Here is a 22545-nt window from a genome sequence, read left to right as displayed (position 1 = left end):
TTTTTTATGCTCAGCAGTACAACTGAAAATGAAGCCCATTCCCTTTTGAAATTCAGGGTCGGTGGGCAATATGAATGTATTTTCTTCTCTCTCGTCAATCATTTCACCACAAAGTTAAGGGTTATTTAGATTAATTCCAATCAATTTGCATTCCTGATTGATTTAAAATTTTTAAATGCTACATTTTTGATGGCAATTTGTAATTTAGCGAACTAACCAAAAATTCATAAAATGATAAATAAAGTGGTATCTGGTGCTGAAGAGGCTATCAAAGATATATCAGATGGTACAACCCTTATGCTCGGTGGTTTCGGGCTTTGTGGGATTCCGGAAAATTGTATTCAGGCGCTGGTAAACAAGCAGGTAAAAAACCTCACTTGTATTTCTAACAATGCTGGTGTTGATGATTTTGGTATTGGTTTGATGCTGAAACAACGGCAGGTTAAAAAAATGATTTCATCTTATGTAGGCGAAAATGCGGAATTTGAACGTCAATTGTTGAGTGGCGAACTAGAGGTAGAGCTTATTCCACAAGGCACTTTGGCTACCCGCTGCCTGGCTGCAGGATACGGGATGCCCGCAATTTTTACTCCTGCAGGTGTAGGCACAGAAGTGGCAGAAGGTAAGGAAGTCCGTAATTTTGATGGCAAGGATTATTTAATGGAATATGCATTTGATGCGGATTTTGCTATTGTAAAAGCCTGGAAAGGAGATACCGCAGGGAATCTGATCTTTAGGTCTACCAGCAGAAATTTCAATCCGGTAATGGCTATGGCAGGTAAGATTACCATCGCTGAGGTGGAAGAACTGGTAGAAGCAGGTGAGTTGGATCCTGATTATATTCATACCCCTGGCATTTATGTACATCGCATTTTTCAGGGTAGAGATTATGAGAAAAGAATTGAACAACGAACTGTAAGAACAAAATCGTAGTGAAAAAAATCATTGCAATTGAAGAAATCGGCATGTTTCTGCTGGCAGTATTTGCCTTTTCAAAGCTATCCTTTCAATGGTGGGTATTTCCGGCACTATTACTTGTCCCAGATTTAAGCATGTTGGGGTATCTGGCAGGTTCAAAAGTAGGGGCGTGGTGTTATAATTTATTTCACCATAAAGCAATTGCAATTCTAACTTTCCTGATCGGATTTTATTATAAGGTGCCGGCATTGCAGTTATCGGGCATCATATTGTTTGCTCATTCCAGTATGGATAGGGCGCTGGGCTATGGTTTAAAATATAGCGATGCATTTAATCACACACATTTAGGCTTAATCGGAAAAAATAAATAATGGCATTTTCAAAAGAAGAGATCGCACAGCGCATCGCTAAAGAAATAAAAGACGGTTACTATGTTAACCTGGGCATCGGCATACCTACGCTGGTGGCCAATTATATTCCAAAGGGAATTAACGTCGTATTGCAATCAGAAAACGGCTTATTGGGTATGGGACCGTTCCCTTTTGAAGGGGAAGAAGATGCCGATTTAATTAATGCGGGAAAACAAACCATTACTACCTTGCCGGGGTCGTCTATTTTTGATTCGGCCATGAGTTTCGGGATGATCCGCGCACAAAAAGTAGATTTGACCATTTTAGGTGCCATGGAAGTATCAGAAAATGGAGATATCGCCAATTGGAAAATTCCGGGTAAAATGGTGAAGGGAATGGGGGGAGCAATGGATTTAGTGGCATCAGCCAAAAATATTATTGTAGCCATGCAGCATATTAATAAGGCCGGAGAAAGCAAGTTGTTGCCAAAGTGTACTTTGCCTTTAACCGGGGTAAAATGTATCAAAAAAATTGTAACTGAACTGGCTGTGCTGGATATTTTACCTGAAGGTGGTTTTAAACTTTTAGAGCGTGCACCAGGGGTAAGTATCGAGTTTATACAACAATCTACAGCTGGAAGATTAATCGTGGAGGGCGAAATCCCTGAAATGAGACTGGATTAATTAGTGGTTGGGTAGACACAAGCTACGGCGATTATGATTTCCATTTTGTTTAGGTGGGACCGGCCGAAACGCTTTCAATTATATCACAGCAAGTTTTCGACTCCGCTCAGGCTGACAAAAACTATAATAATCAAAAAGGAGTCAGGCTCTTAAACCTGACTCCTTTTTGATTTACTGTATATCAACCAGAACGCTATTCCTTAAATTATTTGAAATATCTTCTGTGATGGCAATGATTTCATCGGGTTCGTTGGTATTGTTCATCACTACCTTATTGCACTCGTCCCGGTAAGGTAATAGGTATTCTTTATAAGCCGGCACCACGTGGTTATGCCATTTGTAAAGTACATCATCTTCAGGGTAACCACGTTCCAAACCATCACGTTTAATACGGCGGTCTAAAGCAATATGCTCATCTGCATCAACAAAAATAGTATGATCCAATAATGCTGCAATTTCTTTAAAGTGAAGAATAAAAAGACCCTCTACAATAATGATAGGGGCTGATTTGATTTCCAGGATTTTAACAACAGCCAGTGGATTGTTGAAGTTGTATTCCTTTTTATAAACCACTTCGCCGTTGATCAGCTGTTTAATGTCTTTTAAAAACTGTTCGCTATCAATGGTTGAGGGTAGATCAAAATTGTACAATTTGTTTTCTTCCTGTGTCATATCGCCAGCCGGAATGTAATAATCATCCTGCGATACAAGGGTTACTTCATCCTGTTTAAAATGATGGAGAAAGCAGTTTAAGAAAAATGTTTTGCCCGATCCGCTGCCACCGGCAATACCAATTATAAATGGTTTTTTGTTTACAATCATTGAGCACTATAGGTTAAATTGCAGAAAAAACGTTTGTCTAAAGCTCCCAACGAATCGGCTACTGCTTTAGTCATCACAATAATAACATCTTTTGTAGATTCGTTTTCTGTAAATTTACCAACAACTTTTGCAAAGGTAGTACGGTTGGTCATGGGGTTGGTAATCTTAATTACCCTTCCTACAGGTGCTGTGCGGTGTAAAACCAACATTTTCGTTCCGTCTAAATCCTGGTCTGCAATCCATACTGCAGTTCCTTTTTCTTCAATCTGGCTTAAGCCGTATACGCTCGGGTCGCGGCGGAGTTTAGGATCTTTAACCATGGTGCTGTCTGGCTCATTTTCCTGTTCTTCTTTTGATAAATCATTTACCGATCTTGGCTGTGGCGGCTTAGGAATAATCAGTTTCTGATCAACTTTGATATTATTGTCCTCCAATTTATTTGCCGTTCTGATCTGATAGGCAGTCAGGTTATATTTTTTAGCAATGGAAAAAATGTTTTCACCAGTAGCTACGGTGTGGATAAAACTTTCTTCCTTGCTGGCCGCAGGAACTTCTTTTGTTGCTGTTGTTTCAGCCTGTTTTTCTTTTGGTACCTGAACATCTGTAATAATTCCTCCAGGTACCTTCAAAACCTGTCCGATGGTAATGGCATTATCAGTAAGATTGTTCATTTTCCTGAGTTGGTAGGCCGTAACGCCATACTGCTTGGCAATGGTAAAAATCGTTTCGTTTCTTAAAACGGTATGGGTGCCAGCTGCATCGGTAGGTTTGCTTTCCTGTACCGGTTTCTCATCAGCAGTCGCTACTACTTTATTTTCATCAATATTTTTAGTGGCGGGAATTTTAAGCTTCTGCCCAATCCGGAGGTTATTGCCTGACAAATTGTTGGCCCTTTTTATTTCTTCAACGGTAGTGCCATATTTCTCCGCAATTTTTCCTAAAAACTCTTTTGCCGCAACGGTGTGTTCAATCATGGTTTGATCGGACGGAGGCGTATTACTTACCGTTGATGCTGTATTGGTTGTTGCAGGCTGGCTCACTGGCGGCTCGGCTTCCGTAACCTGCGTTCCGTTTTTTGCCGGTATTTTTAAAACCTGCCCAATACTTAAATTGTTGCTTTTTAACTGATTTAATGCCTTAATCTCATTGATGGTGGTGCCATATTTTTCGGCCAGCATGTTCAGGTTTTCTTTCGGCTTAATAGTGTGTTCAATTACGTTGCCGGTTGTTGCAGAAGTTGTTTCCGTATTCGATGATCCGCTAGCCGTAAAAGGAATATTGGTAGGTACTTTGATAATCGCCCCAACCTGCAGATATTTATTGTTGTTAAAAGCCATAATATCCTTCGGAGATACATTGTATCTTCTCCCGATAGAATAATAGGTGTCTTTTGCTACAGTCTGGTGAACGATGAGTTTTTTTCCATTATTGTTTTCTACACCGATAGAGTCTCTCGCTGTATTGGCCTTTGCATTTGCAATATTTAAGGCAAATAATACAACAGCAGATAAATATATTTTATGCATTTATTTCTATATAAATTTCTAAATCAAGGAGCGCAATTATACGAATAATATTGCTAAACATCTTAAGTTGAACGGTTGACTTGCGATTAATAACAGGATGATTTTAATCTTTCAATAATGTTATGTTATTCATTTACAAATATTTGTAATATCTTCGTTTTGCTATTTATTAGCTATTAAACGATTGAATAAATAACGTATTGTTCAAAAGACAAAATTGAGCAAACTTTTATAAATTCCGTTTGTTACGTTCACATCAAAAACAATATAAATCATAATAAAATGGACGCGAAAGAAATAAGCTTGAATGAAAAAGAAGTTAAACCAGTTGTAGATCTGTTAAACGATTATCTGGCTAATTACCATATTCATTATCAAAAATTAAGAGGCTGCCACTGGAACATTAAAGGGCAGAATTTTTTTACGCTTCATGTAAAATTCGAAGAATTATATTCCAATGCGCAGTTGACTATTGATGAGATTGCGGAACGTGTATTAACATTAGGTAAGCCACCTCACAGTCGCTTTGCCGATTACATTAAGGAATCCAAAATCAAGGAAGTGGATACCATTGGCATGAAAGATTTAGATATGGTTGAAGCCATTTTAGACGATATGGCCACACTGATCGAGTTGGAACGTGAAGTAATGGAAGCATCTGAACAGGCGGGTGACGACGGAACCAACGACATGGTAAACAAGTTTATGCAGTTTAAAGAGAAAAATACCTGGATGTTACGTTCTTTCGCTGGTAAGAGATAGTATTACAAATAGTAGGTTATTGGCCTTATATAAGTAGATTTATTGTAAAATATGCTTATATAAGGCTTTTTTGTTTTATAGAAAGTCTAAATATTTATCTTTGAACATGGCATACAAAAGTTTAGCAGCATGTGTTTCAGATCTCGAAAAGCATGGTCATTTGATCAGGATAAAAGAAGAAGTAGATCCTTATTTGGAAATGGCCTCGATCCATTTACGGGTTTACGAAAATAAAGGTCCGGCTATTCTATTTGAAAAAGTGAAAGGAAGCCCTTTTCCTGCCGTTTCCAATTTATTTGGAACTTTAGAGAGATCAAAGTTCATTTTCAGAGATACCTTACCCAAAGTGCAACAGTTGGTTGCCTTGAGGAACGACCCCATGAAGGCATTAAAAAATCCTTTCAAATATGTCGGTTCTGCAATGTCAGCTTTATCTGCACTGCCGCTAAAAACACCATCTGCTAAAAGTAAGTTTCTGAAAACCAGCATCAGTCAGTTACCACAGATTGTGAACTGGCCTATGGATGGCGGACCTTTTGTTACCATGCCGCAGGTATATACTGAAGACATAGAAAAGCCTGGCGTAATGAATGCCAATTTAGGTATGTACCGGATCCAGCTGGCTGGAAACGATTATATTCATGATAAGGAAATTGGTTTACACTATCAGATTCATAGGGGCATAGGCGTGCATCAATCGAAAGCCAATGCGCTGGGGCAACCCTTAAAGGTGAGTATTTTTGTTGGTGGCCCGCCATCACATCCGCTGGCTGCTGTAATGCCTTTGCCAGAGGGATTGTCTGAAATGACTTTTGCCGGCGCACTTGGCAACAGGCGCTTCCGTTATTTTTATGATGATGAGGGTTTTTGCATTTCTGCAGATGCTGATTTCATCATCACAGGAACCGTTTATCCCAATGAAAATAAGCCGGAGGGGCCTTTTGGAGATCATTTGGGATATTATAGTTTAACGCATCCGTTTCCTTTAATGAAAGTACACAACGTGTACCATAAAAAAGATGCCATATGGTCATTTACGGTGGTTGGTCGTCCGCCGCAGGAGGATACCAGCTTTGGCGCACTAATTCATGAGATTACAGGTTCGGCCATTCCGCAGGAAATACACGGTTTAAAAGAAGTACATGCAGTAGATGCGGCAGGTGTACATCCCTTGCTTTTTGCCATAGGTAGTGAGCGTTACACACCTTACTTAAAAGAGAGAAGGCCGCAGGAGATTTTAACCATAGCAAATCATATTTTAGGTAAAAACCAGTTGAGCCTGGCTAAATATCTTTTTATTGCAGCTCAGGAAGATGATCAGCATTTAAGTACGCACCATATCGATGATTTTATAAAACACGTACTGGAACGGGTAGATTTTAGCAGGGACATCCATTTTTATACCAATACCACCATTGATACACTTGATTACAGTGGCGACGGATTAAATAGTGGATCGAAGGTTGTTATTGCTGCAGCAGGGGAAAAAAAACGTGGACTGTGGGATAAAATTCCTGAAGGACTAAGGCTGAGTGATGATTTTAATCAATCTCAAATAGCGATGCCAGGGGTTTTAGTCCTGCAAGGCAATAAGTATAAAAATGCGGAGAAAACGGCTGCTGAAATGGCTATGTTAAACATGGCACTAATGAATCAGGATTTATCGGGCCTACCATTAATTATTCTGGCTGATGACGCATCGTTTACCGCTGCAACGGTTAATAATTTTGTTTGGGTAACTTTTACAAGAAGCAACCCTGCAGCAGATATTTACGGCATTAACGATTTTACCATTAATAAACACTGGGGCTGTAAAGGACCATTGGTCATTGACGCACGAAAAAAGCCCCACCACGCTCCAGAATTGATTAAAGATGCAGTGGTTGAGGCTAAAATAGATGAGATGGGTAAAGAGGGTGGAAGGTTATTTGGAATGATATAACCTGAAAATCCTACTAATTATGCGAGTATAAGGCCTGGTTTTAAGAGTTGTTTATTACAATTGATGTAATAAAATAAAAATTAAATACCACAAAAATTGGCTGCACCTTTTAAAATCATTGTTGCAAGAAAACCTACAACCAAAGTGAGGATCATCGGATTGATTGCACCTATCCCGATTGTAGCCGCTATTGCTGATAATGCAACAGTTAATATTTTTTTCAATCCCGCTTCTTCGTCAATCAGTTTTTGTATCTCAGCATAGATTTTACAAAGAATTTTTTTTATCTGGCTTGCCGTTTTATTTTTGCCCAGCCATTCAAGGAACCTTCGAAATGGATTCCACATTTCATAACCAATATTTGATGAATATGATACGCTCATCATATTTGCAACCATATCCAAATTTGGTTTGTCGTCTAAATCTTTATCAATTTCCCAGTTAATGTTGCTTCGCATATATCCTACCGGATCTTTTGAGTCAACAGTTGCCTTTAACTGTTCTGATAATGCATCTAAGTCAAATTTTTGATTTAATTCTCCAAGTGAACTCATTTTTTAATTCTTTTAATTATAGTGCCTACTCTTTTTGGTTTTCAGCTTCCCCATTAAACCAATTGCTCATTCAAAACTACCATGGAAATTGTATCCAAATCAAGCGTGAAACCGCTCGAATTTGTACGCGTGAAAAGCGCAATGTCCTACCGTAAAATCGCGGTATTTTAAAATAAATAGAAGAGGTTTAAAGAATGTGATACTTAGTTTAAATGCGTTACAATTTGATTTTTAAGGCTTTGAAATGCTGTTTGCCTGAGTGAGGTATGGTTGGAGAATTTTCAATTTCAAATTTTCATCGTGTATATTTAAGTGTAAATTATTTATAAACCTCAAACTAAATTAAAAGCTATGGAACCATTACCAAAAACATTTGTTACCAAACAGGAAAGTAATTATCGAGAACTATGGTTTAATTATTACAAGTATCCAATACTGAATGTCATTACATCTTTGCAGGAAGGTGAACAGGAAACCAGAAAGATTGATTTTGTGAATATAGATGCAGCAATTGATTTTTTTAACAAGTTAACCAAAGGGATTGAGGAGAATGATGGCGTGAGAGTATATTTTGCCTCTCCATCAAGAGATGGAAATGTATATAAAGATAAATGTGGCTTACTTACACTCATTTTTGTCAAAACTAATGGCGTAAATCATCTTGATGATAAAACTTATTACGCTTTCAATGGAAAAACCTTCGATAAGATTGAGGAGGATCAAGCCAGACTTTGGGTTCATAATTATCAAAATATAAAACGTAACATTCTTTTTGAAACCCTATCAGACAATGACCGAACTAATTTTATCCATGAAACAAAGCACGTGTGGTTTAGTTCGGAGCAGATGATACAAACTCGTGATGAAATGATATACCAAAAAGGTAAGGCGGGAAGTATGGTAACTGGCTTCGGTATCCGTTTTGTATCATACACGAACCTGGCCTATTCTTTTCCTAAACGGGTATCAGGCGCAGAAGATAGAAGACAGCGTCTAACAATCGGTTTTACCTTTATGAACAAGAACAGGGATATTGGTATTGAAGATATTGATAGTGAAGAGTTTAATTATAGGTATGAGTTAACTAAAGATAAATTTATGGGTGATACCTTCGACACCGGAGATCCCTCTCCACCGCCATCAACCGATGATAAAGCTGCACTTGATGTTTAAGATAAATTAGTAAATACTTATTTTAGATATATATTTAAATTTTATGTATCTCAAATATCTATATCTTATCTCGCTGGGGGTATCCGCCATCACAGGTATTTACCAAATGAACAAAATAACAAGGCAACTCAAAACGGTTGCTTTGTTATGCACTTATACTTTTCTGCTGGAATTGAGTGTGTTTTTATTCAGGCAAAATTTTGGTTATCACGGAAATATATTACCCCAGTATAATTTTTTTATTCTGGTCGAATTTATGTTCTATGCTTATTTCTTCAAGCAGATTGTCAAAAATACCTACGTGCTAAAAGCAATAAAACTATTCTTGTTTATATTCCCGTTGCTCTGGTATATATTTAGTTTTTATTGCTTTAATATATTGCAGTGGAGTAGCTATTCTTTTGTGTTTGGCGGAACAATTATTATTTTTTTTGCGCTTATCTACTGCTACGAGAAATTAACATCAAACGAAACAACTTCACTTTTAAACGAAGGTGAATTCTGGGTGGCTATCGGCCTGATTGTGTATTACACCTGCGTTGTACCCTATATGGGAATGTTCCATTATTTAACCGCAAATTATGAGCAGCTAGCGGTTAAACTGAAAAAATTAAATCTAATCACCAATATCATCATGTATTTACTGTTTGCTTACGCTTTTTTATGCAAAATGATCAAGACAGAGAAGTACTCTTCGTAATTATTCCCAGCATCATTATTTTTTTCGCACTAAGTAGTGCGATTGTTTTCTTTATGCTCTATTTTCAGAAAAAGAAATTTCAGTATGCAAAAGAAAAAGGAGAAATGGAAAAACAGTACAGCGAACAGTTGTTGCAATCGCGTTTGGAAATGCAGGAGCAGACATTTGATACCATAAGCCAGGAAATACATGATAATGTTGGACAGTTACTTAGCTTGGCTAAACTGCAGTTAAGTTTGCTGGAAAAAAAAGAAGTAAGCGATAAAGTTTTGGTCACCGAGATTAAAGGGAATGTGGGCAATGCGCTAAACGATTTACGTGATATTGCGAAAAGTTTGAGTACGAGCCGCATCCAGGAGTTAAGCCTGGTGCAGGCCATTGAGCAGGAGCTGCAACGCATAAGCAGAGCAGGGGCAATTGTAAGCAAAGTTGAGGTAACCGGTAAGGAGCAGCACATTACCGAACAGAAGAAAATAATCACTTTCAGGATTATACAGGAGAGTTTGCAAAATATTTTAAAGCATGCCCATGCCACCAAAATAGAGGTCGGGTTTGATTTTGCAGAACAGCTAAACATCACTATTGCAGATAACGGTATTGGTTTTAGCACCGTTGAAAAAGCCAAAATTGATACCGGATTGGGTCTTTTGAATATTGTCAAGCGTGCTAAATTGATTATGGGAGAAGCGACAATCGACAGTGTGATTAATAATGGAACAAAAATTACCTTAACTATACCTTATGTCTGACCAGATTAAACAGATAGCCTTGGTTGATGATCATGTATTATTTAGAAAAGGATTGGCCGCATTGATCAGCTATTTTCAAGACTATAATATCTTATTTGAGGCCGCCAACGGCCAGGATTTTATCAGACAGTTAGAAATATATGGTTTACCAGACATTGCGTTGTTAGATATCAATATGCCTGAAATGGATGGCTACAGCACGGCTTCATGGTTGCAAAGAAATCATCCCGAGGTAAATATACTTGCGTTAAGTACAATGGATGCCGAAACGGCCATCATTAAGATGATTACCAATGGTGCTAAAGGTTATGTGCTGAAAGATGCTGAACCTGAAGAACTTAAAATGGCTTTTGATGAGGTATTAAGCAAAGGCTATTTTTACAATGATCTGGTTACCCGAAAGGTCATGCAATCGTTGAGTGCTTTGTCACCTGGTTCAAAGCTATCCGGTTTTGTAAAATTAACTGAACGGGAGATGGAATTTTTAAAATACACCTGTACTGAAAAGACTTATAATGAAATTGCAGCCGAGATGTTTGTGAGTCCGCGTACCATTGATGGGTATAGGAATTCACTTTGTGAAAAACTGCAGCTCAAAAGCCGTACAGGATTGGCTTTGTATGCGGTAAAGCATGGAATAGTTAAAATTTAGAAAGAGTGATATGTTGCATAGTAAAGCAAAACAATTTAAATATTTGTGTGCTAATTATCTTCACCAATTATAGCAATCAAGTTTACCAATTTGGATTTATTTGAATAATTAAAATAAAAAGCTGATTTTTAAGCATACTAATATTATGCTTTTAAAACCTTGGCTAATTCTTTTTTTATCAGTGTTGTTTCATGTGTCAGCAAAGGCACAAAATCATCAACTCGATAGTGTAGCTATAAACCTCGATCACTATGGTTTAAATAATCTGCAATCTAACCTGTTTGTACATTTTGATAAGAATGTATATACCAATAATGATCAGGTATGGTTTACGGCTTACCTGCTTAAAGCAGTAGCCGATATGGATGCGTACCATACGCTTTACTTGTCTCTTATTAACAACAGGGACAGTAGTGTAGTATCTCAAAAAAAATTTTTAATAGATAAAGGTATTTGCTATGGTGCATTTAACCTTCCCGATTCATTACAGGGTGGAGATTATCGATTCGTAGCTCATACAAACGTCATGTTAAATGGAAATCCCGATGCCGAATTTATTCAACTGGTCACCATCAAATCTACTACAGTTAACCCCTTAATAGAAAAGGTGTCTGTTTTCAAACCTTTTGATGAACGTACTGGTAATGGTACTGTTTTATTGAAAGTTTTAACTAGCGAAAACCGCTTTGTAGAAGATGCTCTGATTAAATATCAGATCGGACGCGATAAACAGCTTTTAAAGTCTGCGGTAGGCAAAAGCAGTGTTATTGGAGAATTAATGATCGATTATCCTGCTGATAAAATTACAGCAGAAAACAACCTGCTGAGTATCTTTATTAAAAAAGGAAATGTTACACGTTATGTAAAATTTGAGCTCCCGGTTATGAACAGCCCAAAGTATCGGGTTAGTTTCTATCCGGAAGGTGGCTATTTGTTTAATAAGTTGAATACAAAAGTTGGCTTTGAGATAAAAGATATGGCAGGAGCAGGAGTAAAGGCAAGAGGAGTGTTGTACGAGGATGATACCGCTATTGATACCATTTCCAGTAGCTCAATGGGAATTGGTGCTTTTGATCTGATGCCTAAACCAACTCGCCGTTATAGGGTCAAATTGCTTGCAGATGGACAGCAGGCTATTTCCTACCCTTTACCAGTTATCTTAAATAAAGGTGTGGCTTTAAGCATGCCGTTTGCCATTAGTAATGATGAAGTTAAAATACAACTCGAAGCTAATTTCAATACCAAGGTACACGTCCTGGTGCATAATTTTTCAGCTGTTTTTTTGCAAACTACCTGCGCGTTAAATCCGGGTAAAATACAACCGATCAGGTTCAATTTAGATTCAGTGTCAGTGGGCTTACATACCATAACTGTTTTAGACCGTAATTACAAGCCTTTGGCAGAGCGGATTTTCTTCGCACATTATGATCAGATTAATCAGGTTAGGGTTATACCCGAAAAAAATGAATATAAAACACGTGAGCAGGTAAATCTAAAATTAAAAATAACCGATAAGAATAACAAAACTTTAAATGGGCTGGTTTCGATTGCTTGTGTACAGGCAAACCGGTTATTATCGGCTAACAATACAACCATTGTCGATGCTTATTATTTAAACAATAAGCTTACCGATTTCCCAAACAATAGCTTTGGATTAAAATATGCTGACAAAGACTATCTGAATAATGTTTTGTTGGTCAAAAGCTGGCGGAAGTATAAATGGCCGGAAGTTGAGTTTCGTGATACAGGAAGTGCCATGTCGCTATCAAGCTTGGATTACAATGGAAGTATTACAAGAAAAAAAAAGCCCTTAGTAAAGCCAATGAGTTTAAGTACGATAGCAGGTACCAACATGAACTTTTTAGACACCGATAGTGGCGGTCACTTTAGCATTCCTTTTTCCAACCTGCTTACCAGCGAAGACAAGCCAACTGTGTGGTTAAGTATGATTACCGCTGAACCTGAAAATTACGAACTTAAAATTAGCGAGCCACAAAAAGATATTAAAACTTATCTACGGCAACAGTCCTTTGTTCAACCCGTAAGTAAAACTGAAGTCGCTGATGAAAGTAGCTATAGCATTACCCCAACTGCTGGGCTTAAACTAAAAGATGTAGTCATAACTAAAGTTAAAGATAACAGTACCAGCTTTGGCAAGAGAGGGGCTAACAGATGTGGCGACTATGTGTGTATGTACAATATTTTAAACTGTCCTAATCATTTAGGTTATTATAATGTTACTGAGCCCGTTAAAGGAAAAAAATATTTAGATGTGGTAACGGGTATCTCTTTTGTTTACAAGGGGTGTACGGATGATGAATCCAAATCGAATCTGCTGATATTAAAAGGAATTAGCCTGCCAAAAGAATTTTATACATCTGATATCAATAACAAAAACGAACCAATCAATTTTTCAACCGTGTATTGGAATTATCAGGTAATGATTAACGGTGAAACACCTGTCAGCTTTAACACAGGCGATTTAACCGGGGCATTTAAAATTGTTGTACAGGGCGTGACCGATGGGGGCGTGGTATATGGGGAACAAGAGATTTTGGTGAAGAGTAAATAAAAACGGCTTCAGTTTTTAAGCTGAAGCCGTTTTTATATCGTGTTGTTAAACTTAAAACCTTACTCCAAAAGTCAGGAATACATTATTTCTATTGCTTTTAACATCAGCAACCGGTTCGCTATAATCATCTAACAAGTAAGGGCTTGAGTTGAAGTTTGTTTTATAGTTCTGGTATGCAAGATCGAAATAATAATTATCTATACGGTAACCTAATCCACCCGTGTAGTATTGGGCTTGATAAAATTTATTATCGCCACCTTTAATGCCATTTCCATTTACACCGTAACCTGCACGTAAACTGAATTCGTTGGTAACTTTTACTTCAGCACCCACTCTATAATTCACAGCTTCTTTATACGATGCTTTAATAAATGCATTATTATCGTTAATGGTTGCACGGTCAGATCCGTTCGCATCAGAGAAACGCATAGTAGAATAATCTACATAATCCACATCAGCTGATATTAAGGCAGTACCTGCAATAACATAACTGATACCAGCTGAAGCTTTAAGTGGTGTACGTAAGTTATACGTGAATGCATAATATTGAGTTGGATTGTTAGATTTGGTTGGTCCGGTATTCGCATTTCCTGCAGTAGTAGCTTGCAAAGTCTCACTGGTATTATCTTCAATGTTCATCCAGGTTGGGGTCTGGAAATTTAAACCGATCCTTAATTCGCTAACCGGTCTGAAAATAGCACCTAATTTAAGATTGAACCCACCGCCTTTTGTTTCCTGGTTCCTGAAATGGTTAAGGGTGTAATTTTCGTTCCCGTTATAGGTAGGAGGGGTGTCTCCGTCGTTATAGGAGTTAACAATACCTGACTCAGTAAATGCCGCGTCGCTGGTGTACCTTACATTAACAAAACTTGCTGTAGCGCCAATGTATACCTTATTGCCAAAATTAAGTGCACCGGCCACGTTAAATTCTGAAGTCGAACCTAACCTCGATTCGTTCCAGTTCTGTTGGAAACTGGCATTATTATAAGGCTCGGCAGAATATCGGTTTGGATAAGTAGGGGTGTTTTTATTAATCAGGAAACTGTTGTAGGCATCACCAGCAATGCTGTTTGATACACCGGAATTATTGGCCTGATCTACGTAAGAATCCCTGATGGAGCTATTGGTATTTAAACCATTGTAATTGATGTTATTCAAAAAATCATTGTTGCGGGTATAGCTTAAGCCAAATACCGTACTTACTAAACCTTTATCTACAGCAGCTCCTTTCATTTTAGCTGCGGGGCTGTAAAAAACCACGCCAATATTATTCAGATTTATCTGGTTCTTGTTGGCTTTCGTGTTGTTTCCAAGATAAGCACTGTTATTAGAAACTGAATTAAATTCGGGTGTGATGCTAAATTCCGATTTGGTAAATAAGCCTAATCCGGCAGGGTTGGCATTAATAGAACCGATGTCGCCACCAACGCCGATTTGCGCGCCGCCCATTCCCTTAAAACGGGCAGAGCTACCATAATTGGTTTGAGAGAAACGGAATGCATCAGGTGCATAACTTTGGGCATATGTTGTTCCCATAGCAGCTACTGTAGCTACTAGAGAAGCCAGGATTATTTTTTTCATTTGTGTGTTTAGATTTTATAATTAACCTCTTCCAGCTCTTGATGGTCTTGAGCCACCACCGCCTCCACCACCAGTAGAGCCGCCACCGCCGCCGCCGCCATATGATGATGGTGGAGGAGAATAAGTTGGTCTGCTTTCGGTTCTTGCAGGAGGGGTATAACCTTCATTTCTGGTAGGTCTGCCACTTTGTGAACCTTGTTGAGGTGAATAATTACTGTTTCTGGTTGGTCTGCCGCTTTGCATGCCGTCATTTTGGCTATAGCTACCCTGGTTCCTGGTAGGCCTACCGGCATTGTTGTTTGGTGCGTAAGATACGCCTCCGTTCTGATTCACGATACCACTTCTGCTTGGCCTGCCTAAGTTACCACCATTTCCGTTGCCATATCTAGGGGTACCTCTGTCATTACTTCCTGGCCTTGGTCTGAAATTGTTGTTGGTATATACACCGCCGCCATAATATCCGCCGCCGATACCCCAGCCTCCGCCGTAGTATCCACCGCCCCAGCCAAAACGGTCATAATAGGAGTAAGGTCCCCAGGCGTTCCATGCCCAAGGGTTATTCCAGCCGTAACCATAGTTGCCATAATAGAAAGGGTTGTTCCAGATACTGCCCCAGCCCCAGCCGCCACCAAAGCCCCAGCCGCCTAAACCATAACCGCTGTTCCAGCCCAAACCAAAACCTAAATAGTTGGAAGGGCCATAACTGTTGCCATAATAGTAGTTATCGAAATAGGGGTCATAATAGCCCTGAAAGCTGTATCCGTTATGAAAACGGTTGATCCTGGAAGCATAATCCATGTCGTAATATGGATTGCTTGTTCCATAATACTCATCATATTCTTCCTGACCGTTGTTTTGATTCTGCGCCTGTTGATTTTGAGCAGGAAGAACAACTTCCACCTCTCTGGCTTTCGCTACAGAATTATAAACATCATCAACCGGCTTTGTTTGAGCCAATTTGGATGTTGAGCATGAGGCCACCATCCCAGCGGTGGCAATCATGACAATGGGTAAAAATTTAATTGGTTTCATTGTGTTTATATTTAGTTGTGTGCGTTTACTTATGTAATAAACAAATCAAAAGTAAAGAATTATTGCCTATTTTTTTGGCCGAAAAACAGCTGTAAAATATTTGAGGTTGTTGTTAATCGTTTGTAGGCATAAATTTATAAATTTGCCATTAATTTTACACATTTTAACGTACAAATTACGTTCCAAATACATAAGATGAGCAAAGAAATTACAAGTAGAGAAACAGATTATTCCCAGTGGTATAATGATATCGTATTGAAAGCCGACCTTGCAGAGCATTCTGCGGTGCGTGGCTGCATGGTTATAAAGCCCAATGGTTACGCCATATGGGAAAAAATGCAGGCCATACTCGATAAGATGTTTAAAGATACCGGGCATCAGAATGCTTATTTTCCATTATTCATCCCAAAGTCATTTTTTTCAAAGGAAGCCTCTCACGTAGAGGGATTTGCGACAGAATGTGCTGTTGTCACACATTACCGGCTTAAAAATGACGGTAATGGCAATATCATTGTAGACGAAACTGCCAAATTGGAAGAAGAATTAATCGTCAGGCCAACTTCAGAAACCATTATCTGGAATACCTATAAGGGGTGGATCCAGTCATACCGCGATTTACCCATACTCATTAACCAATGGGCCAATGTAGTAAGGTGGGAGATGCGTACAAGGCTGTTTCTGCGTACGGCTGAATTTTTATGGCAGGAAGGACATACAGCCCACGCCACTGCAGAAGAGGCGATTGAAGAAACCGAACGTATGTTGCATATCTATGCCGATTTTGCAGAAAACTGGTTAGCCGTTCCGGTAATCAGGGGACGTAAATCTCCGAATGAGCGTTTTGCCGGTGCGCTGGATACCTATTGCATTGAAGCACTGATGCAGGATGGTAAAGCGCTGCAGGCGGGTACCTCGCACTTTTTAGGACAGAATTTTGCAAAAGCTTTTGATGTTAAATTTACAGGCAAAGATGGAAAATTAGACCATGTATGGGCTACATCATGGGGCGTTTCTACCCGTTTAATGGGTGCATTGATTATGGCCCATAGTGATGACTCAGGTCTGGTTATTCCACCGAAACTGGCACCGGTACAGGTAGTTATTGTTCCCATTTACAAAAATGATGAAGATCTGGTCAAAATCTCAGCATACGTTAACGAATTAAGTTTGCGTTTAAAAGGTATGGGCATTTCGGTTAAATATGACGACCGTGATACCCAACGCCCGGGCTTTAAATTTGCAGATTACGAAATGAAAGGCGTGCCGGTGCGCATCGCGATTGGCGGCCGTGACCTGGAAAATAAAACGGTAGAAATTGCGCGCAGAGATACCAAAGTTAAACAAACAGTACCGCAGGAAGGCCTGGATATCTATGTAGCCAAATTATTGGAAGATATTCAGCAGAGTATGTTCAACAAGGCATTGGCTTATCGCGATGAACACATCACCGAAGCGAACAGCTACGAAGAGTTTCAGGAACTGCTGGATACCAAAGCCGGTTTTATTTCGGCACATTGGGACGGAACGCCGGAAACGGAACAAAAAATTAAGGAAGAAACTAAAGCAACTATACGTTGTATTCCGTTAAATAATAAACTGGAAGATGGCGTTTGTATTTATTCAGGAAAGCCGTCTACCCAAAGGGTATTGTTTGCAAGAGCATATTAGGTAGATTTTAAATGTGAGATATAAGATTTGAGAGAAAACAAATCTTGTATCTCACATCTATTGTCTCAAATCTCAAAACTAGAAAAAAATGAAATTCGCAACTAAAGCCATACATGCCGGGCAAGAGCCTGATCCAACTACTGGTGCCGTAATGACACCCATATATCAAACCTCCACCTATTGGCAAAAATCTCCCGGAGATAACAAGGGCTACGAGTATTCAAGAGGAACAAACCCTACCCGTAAGGCTTTGGAAGATTGTTTGGCTGCATTAGAGAATGCCAAATATGGCCTAGCCTTTTCCAGCGGGATGGGCGCTACTGATGCGGTATTAAAATTATTGCAACCGGGCGATGAAGTGATTACCGGAAATGATCTTTATGGTGGCTCATACCGTATTTTCACTAAAATATATAGCAAATATGGCATCAAATTCCATTTTCTGGATCTTTCCAGGCCAGAAAATATGTTGCCTTACATTAATGATAAAACAAAGCTGGTTTGGATAGAAACACCAACCAATCCAACCATGCAGATTATTGATATTGAAGGGGTAGCAAAAATTACCAAGGAGAAAAACCTTATATTAACTGTCGACAATACCTTTGCATCGCCATATCTGCAAAACCCCATCGATCTCGGTGCCGACATTGTGATGCATTCGGTAACCAAATATATCGGTGGCCACTCTGATGTGGTAATGGGGGCTCTGGTAACCAATAATGAGCAATTGTATAAAGAGCTGTGGTTTATTTACAATGCCTGCGGTGCAACACCAGGTCCGCAAGATGCCTTTTTGGTTTTAAGGGGCATCAAAACGCTTCATCTCCGGATGAGGGCACATTGCGAAAACGGGGAGCGTATTGCACATTATCTAAATACACATCCAAAGGTTGATAAAATCTATTGGCCGGGTTTCGAAGATCATCCTAACCATGCGGTGGCTAAAAAACAGATGCGGGGCTTTGGGGGCATGATTTCGATTACGTTGAAAAATGCTGATCTGGAAGAAACCTTCCGGATTTCATCTAACTTTAAGGTATTTACACTTGCCGAATCTTTAGGCGGGGTAGAATCTTTAATCAATCACCCGGCTACCATGACGCATGGTTCCATTCCAAAAGAAGAAAGGGAGAAAGTTGGTGTAACAGATAATCTGCTGCGTTTAAGCGTAGGGGTAGAAGATATTGATGATCTTTTGGAAGATCTGGAACGCGCATTGGCTTAAAATTCTATCGGGCATTATGGTTATCATTTGCCCGGTTTTTTATTTTTTGTAAAGCAGCTGCCGTGCTAAGGTTTTGTTCGTCCGTCTTTACACTACATCTTTTTTCCGAAGTGGCGGCTTTATCAAAATCTCCAAAACAAAAAAGGATACCGTTTCAACCCGGTTTAGTTAGCTGCTGATGTGCTGCTGTTTTCGTAAAAAATAATTACCCATATGCAATTTCTGGAGCTAGAGAATTTTCTTGATCGCAAAGCCGAGCAGTACAATCATCCTGATTTTATCGCAAACGATCCGGTTTGCATTCCGCATCTTTTTGATAAAAAACAGGATATCGAAATTGCTGGTTTTTTTGCTGCGGTTCTGGCCTGGGGTCAACGGAAAACCATCATCAGTAAATGCCGCGATCTGCTTAACCGGATGGACAATGCCCCATACGATTTTGTGCTGAACCATAACGACAATGATTTAAAACGGCTGCTTCACTTTAAGCACCGTACCTTTAACGACACAGATCTTCTTTATTTTATTTCGTTCTTCAATATGCATTACAGCCGGTTTGATAGTTTGGAACAGGCTTTTCTACCTAAACAAGCAGTATTTCCTGACGCCTGTATCGAGGTAGCTGAAGTGGTAAGCTATGCCGCTCCCGAGGTTTGTTTAGCCGGGCAGCTCCAGGTTTCCATTGAGCAAAGCCTCAATTATTTCAGGCAGTATTTTTTTTCGCTTGATGATTTTCCGCACCGTACCAAAAAGCATATCTCTTCACCACAGCAAAAATCAACCTGCAAGCGTTTAAATATGTTTTTAAGGTGGATGGTCAGGGCCGATCATAACGGCGTTGATTTCGGGATCTGGGACAGGCTGAAGCCTAAAGATCTGATTTGCCCTTGCGATGTGCATGTAGATAGGGTAGGGCGGTTGTTAGGTCTCATTAACCGAAAGCAAACCGATTGGTTAACAGCGGTAGAGTTAACTGCCCGGTTAAAGGAATTCGACCCCCTAGATCCGGTGAAGTACGACTTTGCACTATTTGGCCTTGGGGTAGAGAAAACGTTTTAATGTCATTTTGAGTGATAAGTGATTAAAAACTTCTTTTTTAAAATCAATGTGCTTATTATTACAGGGCAAATTTCTTTAAAAGGAGAAATTTGTCTATCCGAACCCTAATGCTATGATTGCAGTTAATTTATCTGATGAGGACAAGTGGAAAAAATACAACAATTCTTCGCCACTGATCGATATTTTCAAGAAGTTTCATCCATTAAATGATGAAATTGAAAGACGCATCAATAAGCATACGTTTCCAGTCAGCTATAGAAAGAACAAATACGTCATTTCACCGGTTGACCGCAATAAATATCTATTTTTGATCGTGAAAGGCGTTGTCAGGGGATTTATCAAAGACGGAAGTACTGAAATTACCACCTGGATTGCGAAAGAAAACGAAGTAGTGGGTACCATACGCAATTTATGGTTAGAAAGCGAATCAGATGAATATTTACAGGCATTGGAAGATGTTGATTTGATTGCCATTCCGCACGTTCTGTCAGAACACCTGTACGAGAACTTTACCGAAGCGAATATTGTGGGCAGGAAGATGATGGAGTTGTATTACCGATCGGCAGAAGAACGGGCCTATCTCTGCAGAATTTCTTCTGCTGAAAAACGATACCAACGCTTCCTGGTTTCTTTTCCCGATCTTATTAACCGGGTTTCACTAAAATACATTGCTTCTTTCCTCGCCATCAGGCTGGAAACGCTGAGCCGTATCCGTGCCAGGATCTGATCATTTTTAATGAGTTTTCTTTGCTTCTGTATTTCATGTATTGGCGTTTACCAGTATGTAGTATTAATAACACCCTGAAATATTTAGTTGACTTTTGTCAATAAAATATTTTTTATACACGCCCTCAAATTCAGGTACGTTTTTTTTTAATATGTATTATTGGGTATACATTAGTGGCCGTTACTGTTTAAAATGTTTTCCATTATATGCGTCAGTAACCAATACTGATATTTTATTTTTCTCCTCAATCCAAAGCTGTTTTTTAAGTCTGTGATGGTTGTTATCTGTTTATTAACCAGTAGGTTATTTCCTTCCTTTCATCCGTCTTACATCAAAATCATATGGGGGCTGCTCATGCGCCATGGCAGTGTTAAACTGCTGAAAAGGTAGTGGTAGCAGCCATCAACAGGCAGGTGTTTAGGCCCTGGGTTAGAATGGTGTACACAGGAAATTCATTGATTGTTCAGCTACATATTTTAAGTTTTTAACAAAAAAGTTGAATTGTGTATAATAATATTTACAATTTTTAACAAAAAATTCACTACAATTGTATGGAAAAAGTAACTTTTTGCTAACTTGCAGAATATCCTTAATTATACATGAAAACAAAAAATGCCGTAAGTACTTTTACTGTACTCATCGCCGATGATCACGAAATTATCCGTCGTGGTTTAAAAGGCTTAATATCAGACTTTTGGCCTGGTGTTGAAATCATTCACGCCGCTACAATGGAGCAGGCGCTGGTAGAAACCGAAAAATTACCGAGCTTAATCATCATTGATGTGAATTTGCCGGGTGGTAACAACCTCAAGGTAATCGATCAGCTTAAGGTGGTTCAGCCCAATGCAAAAATTCTGGTATTCTCTTCATTAAATGAAAACATTTATGCTGTACCTTATTTAAAATCAGGTGCATCTGGTTATCTAACCAAAAATGCTGAAGAGTCAGAAATTGTAACGGCAATCACTACGATTTTAGCCGGTAGCCGTTACTCCAGCAGAAATGTTAAAGAAAATATGTTTAACAGCATATTGGGTAACGATGCCGATAATCCTTTCACCAAACTATCCGGCCGTGAACTGGAAGTAGCAGAACTTTTAACAAAAGGCATTGGTGTACTGGAAATTTCCAATCAGTTAAACCTTCAAATGGGTACTGTAAGTACGTATAAACTTAGGCTTTTTCAAAAGCTTAAAATCAAAAGCATCATCGAACTGGCCGAGAAGATGAGTATTTACGAAAGATAAAAAGAGTGTTACACTCTTTTTATCTTTTAATTTTCTTTGTTTTTGTTTACTGCGCCAGGTCCACCATCGCCTGATTCATTAGGTGTTGAACCCGCCTGGCCAAATTTTTCTGATGCGCCTTCGCCATTCTGATCAAAGGAAGCCTTACCTTTTGAGCTTCCTTTTTCATTTTGCGCTTTTTCAGCTGCTTTTTTATTGTCTTTAGTTTCCATAGTCATCGTGTTGATTGTTAAGTTAACAGTTTAAAATAACACAAAGTTTTATTTTTATCACCAAAGCGGCAGGCCGGCAAATGATTGTTGTGGCGTTTGGCTTATCGCTATCGTAAAATTTAAGCCGCTATCAATGCGGGGAGTACAGACCCGGGCCAAAGGCACGGGCAAATTTTCGCGGTCCATATCCGTTTCCCATTCGGCAGTTCGCTTAACAAGCCAGGTGCGCTGCATCCTAACCTGCACACCATCAGTTCCATTCATTGCCGCAATACATCATGGTTTGCATCATTTTTAGTGGAGGTGTAAACTATTTCGTTAATTGTCAGCTAAATTTGTTAGTATTTATTCGCAACCCCTGGCGCTATAATTTTTAAATAAGCTAAAA

General features: G+C 39.0%; 22 protein-coding genes. 15 read left to right on the top strand and 7 right to left on the bottom strand.

Going from position 1 to position 22545, the window contains the following annotated elements; genetic code table 11:
- The first annotated feature begins 231 nt into the window (after positions 1–231).
- Genes DV942_RS02855 through DV942_RS02845 form a run of 3 tightly spaced genes read left to right on the top strand, consistent with a single transcriptional unit; the run spans position 232 to position 1951 of the window.
- Entirely contained in the window at positions 232–933 is a 702-nt protein-coding gene (locus DV942_RS02855) for a CoA transferase subunit A (RefSeq protein WP_145855160.1), read from the top strand.
- A complete protein-coding gene (locus DV942_RS02850) occupies positions 933–1289 on the top strand; it encodes a DUF4260 domain-containing protein (protein ID WP_145855157.1) in 357 nt (118 codons plus the stop codon). The genes DV942_RS02855 and DV942_RS02850 overlap by 1 nt, the downstream gene beginning before the upstream one ends.
- The gene (locus DV942_RS02845; protein ID WP_025142848.1) at positions 1289–1951 is read left to right on the top strand and encodes a CoA transferase subunit B; all 663 of its coding nucleotides are present in this window, start codon (positions 1289–1291) and stop codon (positions 1949–1951) included. Before DV942_RS02850 ends, DV942_RS02845 begins: the two co-directional genes overlap by 1 nt.
- Before the next feature lie 171 nt (positions 1952–2122).
- Here the strand turns inward: DV942_RS02845 and DV942_RS02840 are convergent, their stop codons facing one another.
- Together DV942_RS02840 and DV942_RS02835 are read right to left on the bottom strand one after the other, a co-directional pair.
- Positions 2123–2773, bottom strand: coding sequence for a uridine kinase family protein (locus DV942_RS02840; protein WP_145855156.1), 651 nt, complete (start codon positions 2771–2773; stop codon positions 2123–2125).
- Positions 2770–4299 (bottom strand): muramidase family protein, encoded by a 1530-nt coding sequence (locus tag DV942_RS02835; RefSeq protein WP_145855154.1) that lies wholly within the window; start codon positions 4297–4299, stop codon positions 2770–2772. Before DV942_RS02835 ends, DV942_RS02840 begins: the two co-directional genes overlap by 4 nt.
- Positions 4300–4581: 282 nt before the next feature.
- Between DV942_RS02835 and DV942_RS02830 the strand changes: the two genes are divergently transcribed.
- Positions 4582–5061 (top strand): Dps family protein, encoded by a 480-nt coding sequence (locus DV942_RS02830; RefSeq protein ID WP_090987034.1) that lies wholly within the window; start codon positions 4582–4584, stop codon positions 5059–5061.
- 106 nt (positions 5062–5167) lie between these two features.
- Positions 5168–7003, top strand: coding sequence for a UbiD family decarboxylase (locus DV942_RS02825; protein WP_145855151.1), 1836 nt, complete (start codon positions 5168–5170; stop codon positions 7001–7003).
- Positions 7004–7083: 80 nt separating this feature from the next.
- Here the strand turns inward: DV942_RS02825 and DV942_RS02820 are convergent, their stop codons facing one another.
- Positions 7084–7557 carry a hypothetical protein gene (locus DV942_RS02820; protein ID WP_145855148.1) on the bottom strand — a complete coding sequence of 158 codons (474 nt, stop codon included), beginning with the start codon at positions 7555–7557 and terminating at the stop codon, positions 7084–7086.
- Between the two features lie 351 nt (positions 7558–7908).
- Here DV942_RS02820 and DV942_RS02815 point away from each other — a divergent pair, with 351 nt between their 5' ends.
- From DV942_RS02815 to DV942_RS02795, 5 genes are all read left to right on the top strand, one after another.
- Entirely contained in the window at positions 7909–8730 is an 822-nt protein-coding gene (locus DV942_RS02815; protein WP_145855146.1) for a hypothetical protein, read from the top strand.
- A gap of 106 nt (positions 8731–8836) precedes the next feature.
- Positions 8837–9430, top strand: coding sequence for a hypothetical protein (locus tag DV942_RS02810; RefSeq protein WP_145855144.1), 594 nt, complete (start codon positions 8837–8839; stop codon positions 9428–9430).
- Positions 9394–10179, top strand: coding sequence for a sensor histidine kinase (locus tag DV942_RS02805; RefSeq protein WP_145855142.1), 786 nt, complete (start codon positions 9394–9396; stop codon positions 10177–10179). Before DV942_RS02810 ends, DV942_RS02805 begins: the two co-directional genes overlap by 37 nt.
- The gene (locus DV942_RS02800; protein WP_145855140.1) at positions 10172–10831 is read left to right on the top strand and encodes a response regulator transcription factor; all 660 of its coding nucleotides are present in this window, start codon (positions 10172–10174) and stop codon (positions 10829–10831) included. The genes DV942_RS02805 and DV942_RS02800 overlap by 8 nt, the downstream gene beginning before the upstream one ends.
- Positions 10832–10976: 145 nt before the next feature.
- The gene (locus DV942_RS02795; RefSeq protein WP_145855138.1) at positions 10977–13403 is read left to right on the top strand and encodes a hypothetical protein; all 2427 of its coding nucleotides are present in this window, start codon (positions 10977–10979) and stop codon (positions 13401–13403) included.
- A 51-nt stretch (positions 13404–13454) separates the two neighbouring features.
- Here DV942_RS02795 and DV942_RS02790 read toward each other — a convergent pair whose 3' ends face one another.
- Together DV942_RS02790 and DV942_RS02785 are read right to left on the bottom strand one after the other, a co-directional pair.
- The gene (locus DV942_RS02790) at positions 13455–14984 is read right to left on the bottom strand and encodes an OmpP1/FadL family transporter (protein WP_145855136.1); all 1530 of its coding nucleotides are present in this window, start codon (positions 14982–14984) and stop codon (positions 13455–13457) included.
- 21 nt (positions 14985–15005) lie between these two features.
- The gene (locus DV942_RS02785; protein WP_145855134.1) at positions 15006–16016 is read right to left on the bottom strand and encodes a hypothetical protein; all 1011 of its coding nucleotides are present in this window, start codon (positions 16014–16016) and stop codon (positions 15006–15008) included.
- A gap of 195 nt (positions 16017–16211) precedes the next feature.
- Here DV942_RS02785 and proS point away from each other — a divergent pair, with 195 nt between their 5' ends.
- The 5 genes from proS (at position 16212) to DV942_RS02760 (ending at position 21945) form a co-directional block, all read left to right on the top strand.
- A complete protein-coding gene (gene proS, locus DV942_RS02780; RefSeq protein WP_145855132.1) occupies positions 16212–17684 on the top strand; it encodes a proline--tRNA ligase in 1473 nt (490 codons plus the stop codon).
- An 88-nt stretch (positions 17685–17772) separates the two neighbouring features.
- Complete coding sequence (locus DV942_RS02775) at positions 17773–18912, top strand: cystathionine gamma-synthase (protein ID WP_145855130.1); 1140 nt, start codon at positions 17773–17775, stop codon at positions 18910–18912.
- 213 nt (positions 18913–19125) lie between these two features.
- On the top strand, positions 19126–19971 hold the full coding sequence (locus DV942_RS02770) for a TIGR02757 family protein (protein ID WP_145855128.1): 846 nt from the start codon (positions 19126–19128) through the stop codon (positions 19969–19971).
- 112 nt (positions 19972–20083) lie between these two features.
- On the top strand, positions 20084–20698 hold the full coding sequence (locus DV942_RS02765) for a Crp/Fnr family transcriptional regulator (RefSeq protein WP_145855126.1): 615 nt from the start codon (positions 20084–20086) through the stop codon (positions 20696–20698).
- A gap of 599 nt (positions 20699–21297) precedes the next feature.
- Positions 21298–21945, top strand: a complete 648-nt coding sequence (locus DV942_RS02760) for a response regulator (RefSeq protein WP_090987053.1) — start codon at positions 21298–21300, stop codon at positions 21943–21945.
- Positions 21946–21971: 26 nt separating this feature from the next.
- Here DV942_RS02760 and DV942_RS02755 read toward each other — a convergent pair whose 3' ends face one another.
- A complete protein-coding gene (locus DV942_RS02755; RefSeq protein ID WP_145855124.1) occupies positions 21972–22157 on the bottom strand; it encodes a hypothetical protein in 186 nt (61 codons plus the stop codon).
- Between the two features lie 57 nt (positions 22158–22214).
- On the bottom strand, positions 22215–22421 hold the full coding sequence (locus DV942_RS02750; protein ID WP_145855122.1) for a hypothetical protein: 207 nt from the start codon (positions 22419–22421) through the stop codon (positions 22215–22217).
- Positions 22422–22545: the final 124 nt, after the last annotated feature.

Origin of the sequence: Pedobacter suwonensis (genome assembly GCF_007833675.1) — a bacterium.
GTDB classification, from domain to species: Bacteria; Bacteroidota; Bacteroidia; order Sphingobacteriales; family Sphingobacteriaceae; genus Pedobacter; species Pedobacter suwonensis.
Note: the sequence above shows the minus strand (reverse complement) of the source record. Positions and strands in the feature narration are given on the sequence as shown.

Coding starts and splice junctions, on each gene's coding strand:
- DV942_RS02855 (WP_145855160.1), top strand. CDS start 232: ATGATAAATAAAGTGGTATCTGGTGCTGAAGAGGCTATCAAAGATATA.
- DV942_RS02845 (WP_025142848.1), top strand. CDS start 1,289: ATGGCATTTTCAAAAGAAGAGATCGCACAGCGCATCGCTAAAGAAATA.
- DV942_RS02840 (WP_145855156.1), bottom strand. CDS start 2,773: ATGATTGTAAACAAAAAACCATTTATAATTGGTATTGCCGGTGGCAGC.
- DV942_RS02835 (WP_145855154.1), bottom strand. CDS start 4,299: ATGCATAAAATATATTTATCTGCTGTTGTATTATTTGCCTTAAATATT.
- DV942_RS02830 (WP_090987034.1), top strand. CDS start 4,582: ATGGACGCGAAAGAAATAAGCTTGAATGAAAAAGAAGTTAAACCAGTT.
- DV942_RS02825 (WP_145855151.1), top strand. CDS start 5,168: ATGGCATACAAAAGTTTAGCAGCATGTGTTTCAGATCTCGAAAAGCAT.
- DV942_RS02820 (WP_145855148.1), bottom strand. CDS start 7,557: ATGAGTTCACTTGGAGAATTAAATCAAAAATTTGACTTAGATGCATTA.
- DV942_RS02815 (WP_145855146.1), top strand. CDS start 7,909: ATGGAACCATTACCAAAAACATTTGTTACCAAACAGGAAAGTAATTAT.
- DV942_RS02810 (WP_145855144.1), top strand. CDS start 8,837: ATGAACAAAATAACAAGGCAACTCAAAACGGTTGCTTTGTTATGCACT.
- DV942_RS02805 (WP_145855142.1), top strand. CDS start 9,394: ATGCAAAATGATCAAGACAGAGAAGTACTCTTCGTAATTATTCCCAGC.
- DV942_RS02800 (WP_145855140.1), top strand. CDS start 10,172: ATGTCTGACCAGATTAAACAGATAGCCTTGGTTGATGATCATGTATTA.
- DV942_RS02795 (WP_145855138.1), top strand. CDS start 10,977: ATGCTTTTAAAACCTTGGCTAATTCTTTTTTTATCAGTGTTGTTTCAT.
- DV942_RS02790 (WP_145855136.1), bottom strand. CDS start 14,984: ATGAAAAAAATAATCCTGGCTTCTCTAGTAGCTACAGTAGCTGCTATG.
- DV942_RS02785 (WP_145855134.1), bottom strand. CDS start 16,016: ATGAAACCAATTAAATTTTTACCCATTGTCATGATTGCCACCGCTGGG.
- proS (WP_145855132.1), top strand. CDS start 16,212: ATGAGCAAAGAAATTACAAGTAGAGAAACAGATTATTCCCAGTGGTAT.
- DV942_RS02775 (WP_145855130.1), top strand. CDS start 17,773: ATGAAATTCGCAACTAAAGCCATACATGCCGGGCAAGAGCCTGATCCA.
- DV942_RS02770 (WP_145855128.1), top strand. CDS start 19,126: ATGCAATTTCTGGAGCTAGAGAATTTTCTTGATCGCAAAGCCGAGCAG.
- DV942_RS02765 (WP_145855126.1), top strand. CDS start 20,084: ATGATTGCAGTTAATTTATCTGATGAGGACAAGTGGAAAAAATACAAC.
- DV942_RS02760 (WP_090987053.1), top strand. CDS start 21,298: ATGAAAACAAAAAATGCCGTAAGTACTTTTACTGTACTCATCGCCGAT.
- DV942_RS02755 (WP_145855124.1), bottom strand. CDS start 22,157: ATGGAAACTAAAGACAATAAAAAAGCAGCTGAAAAAGCGCAAAATGAA.
- DV942_RS02750 (WP_145855122.1), bottom strand. CDS start 22,421: ATGAATGGAACTGATGGTGTGCAGGTTAGGATGCAGCGCACCTGGCTT.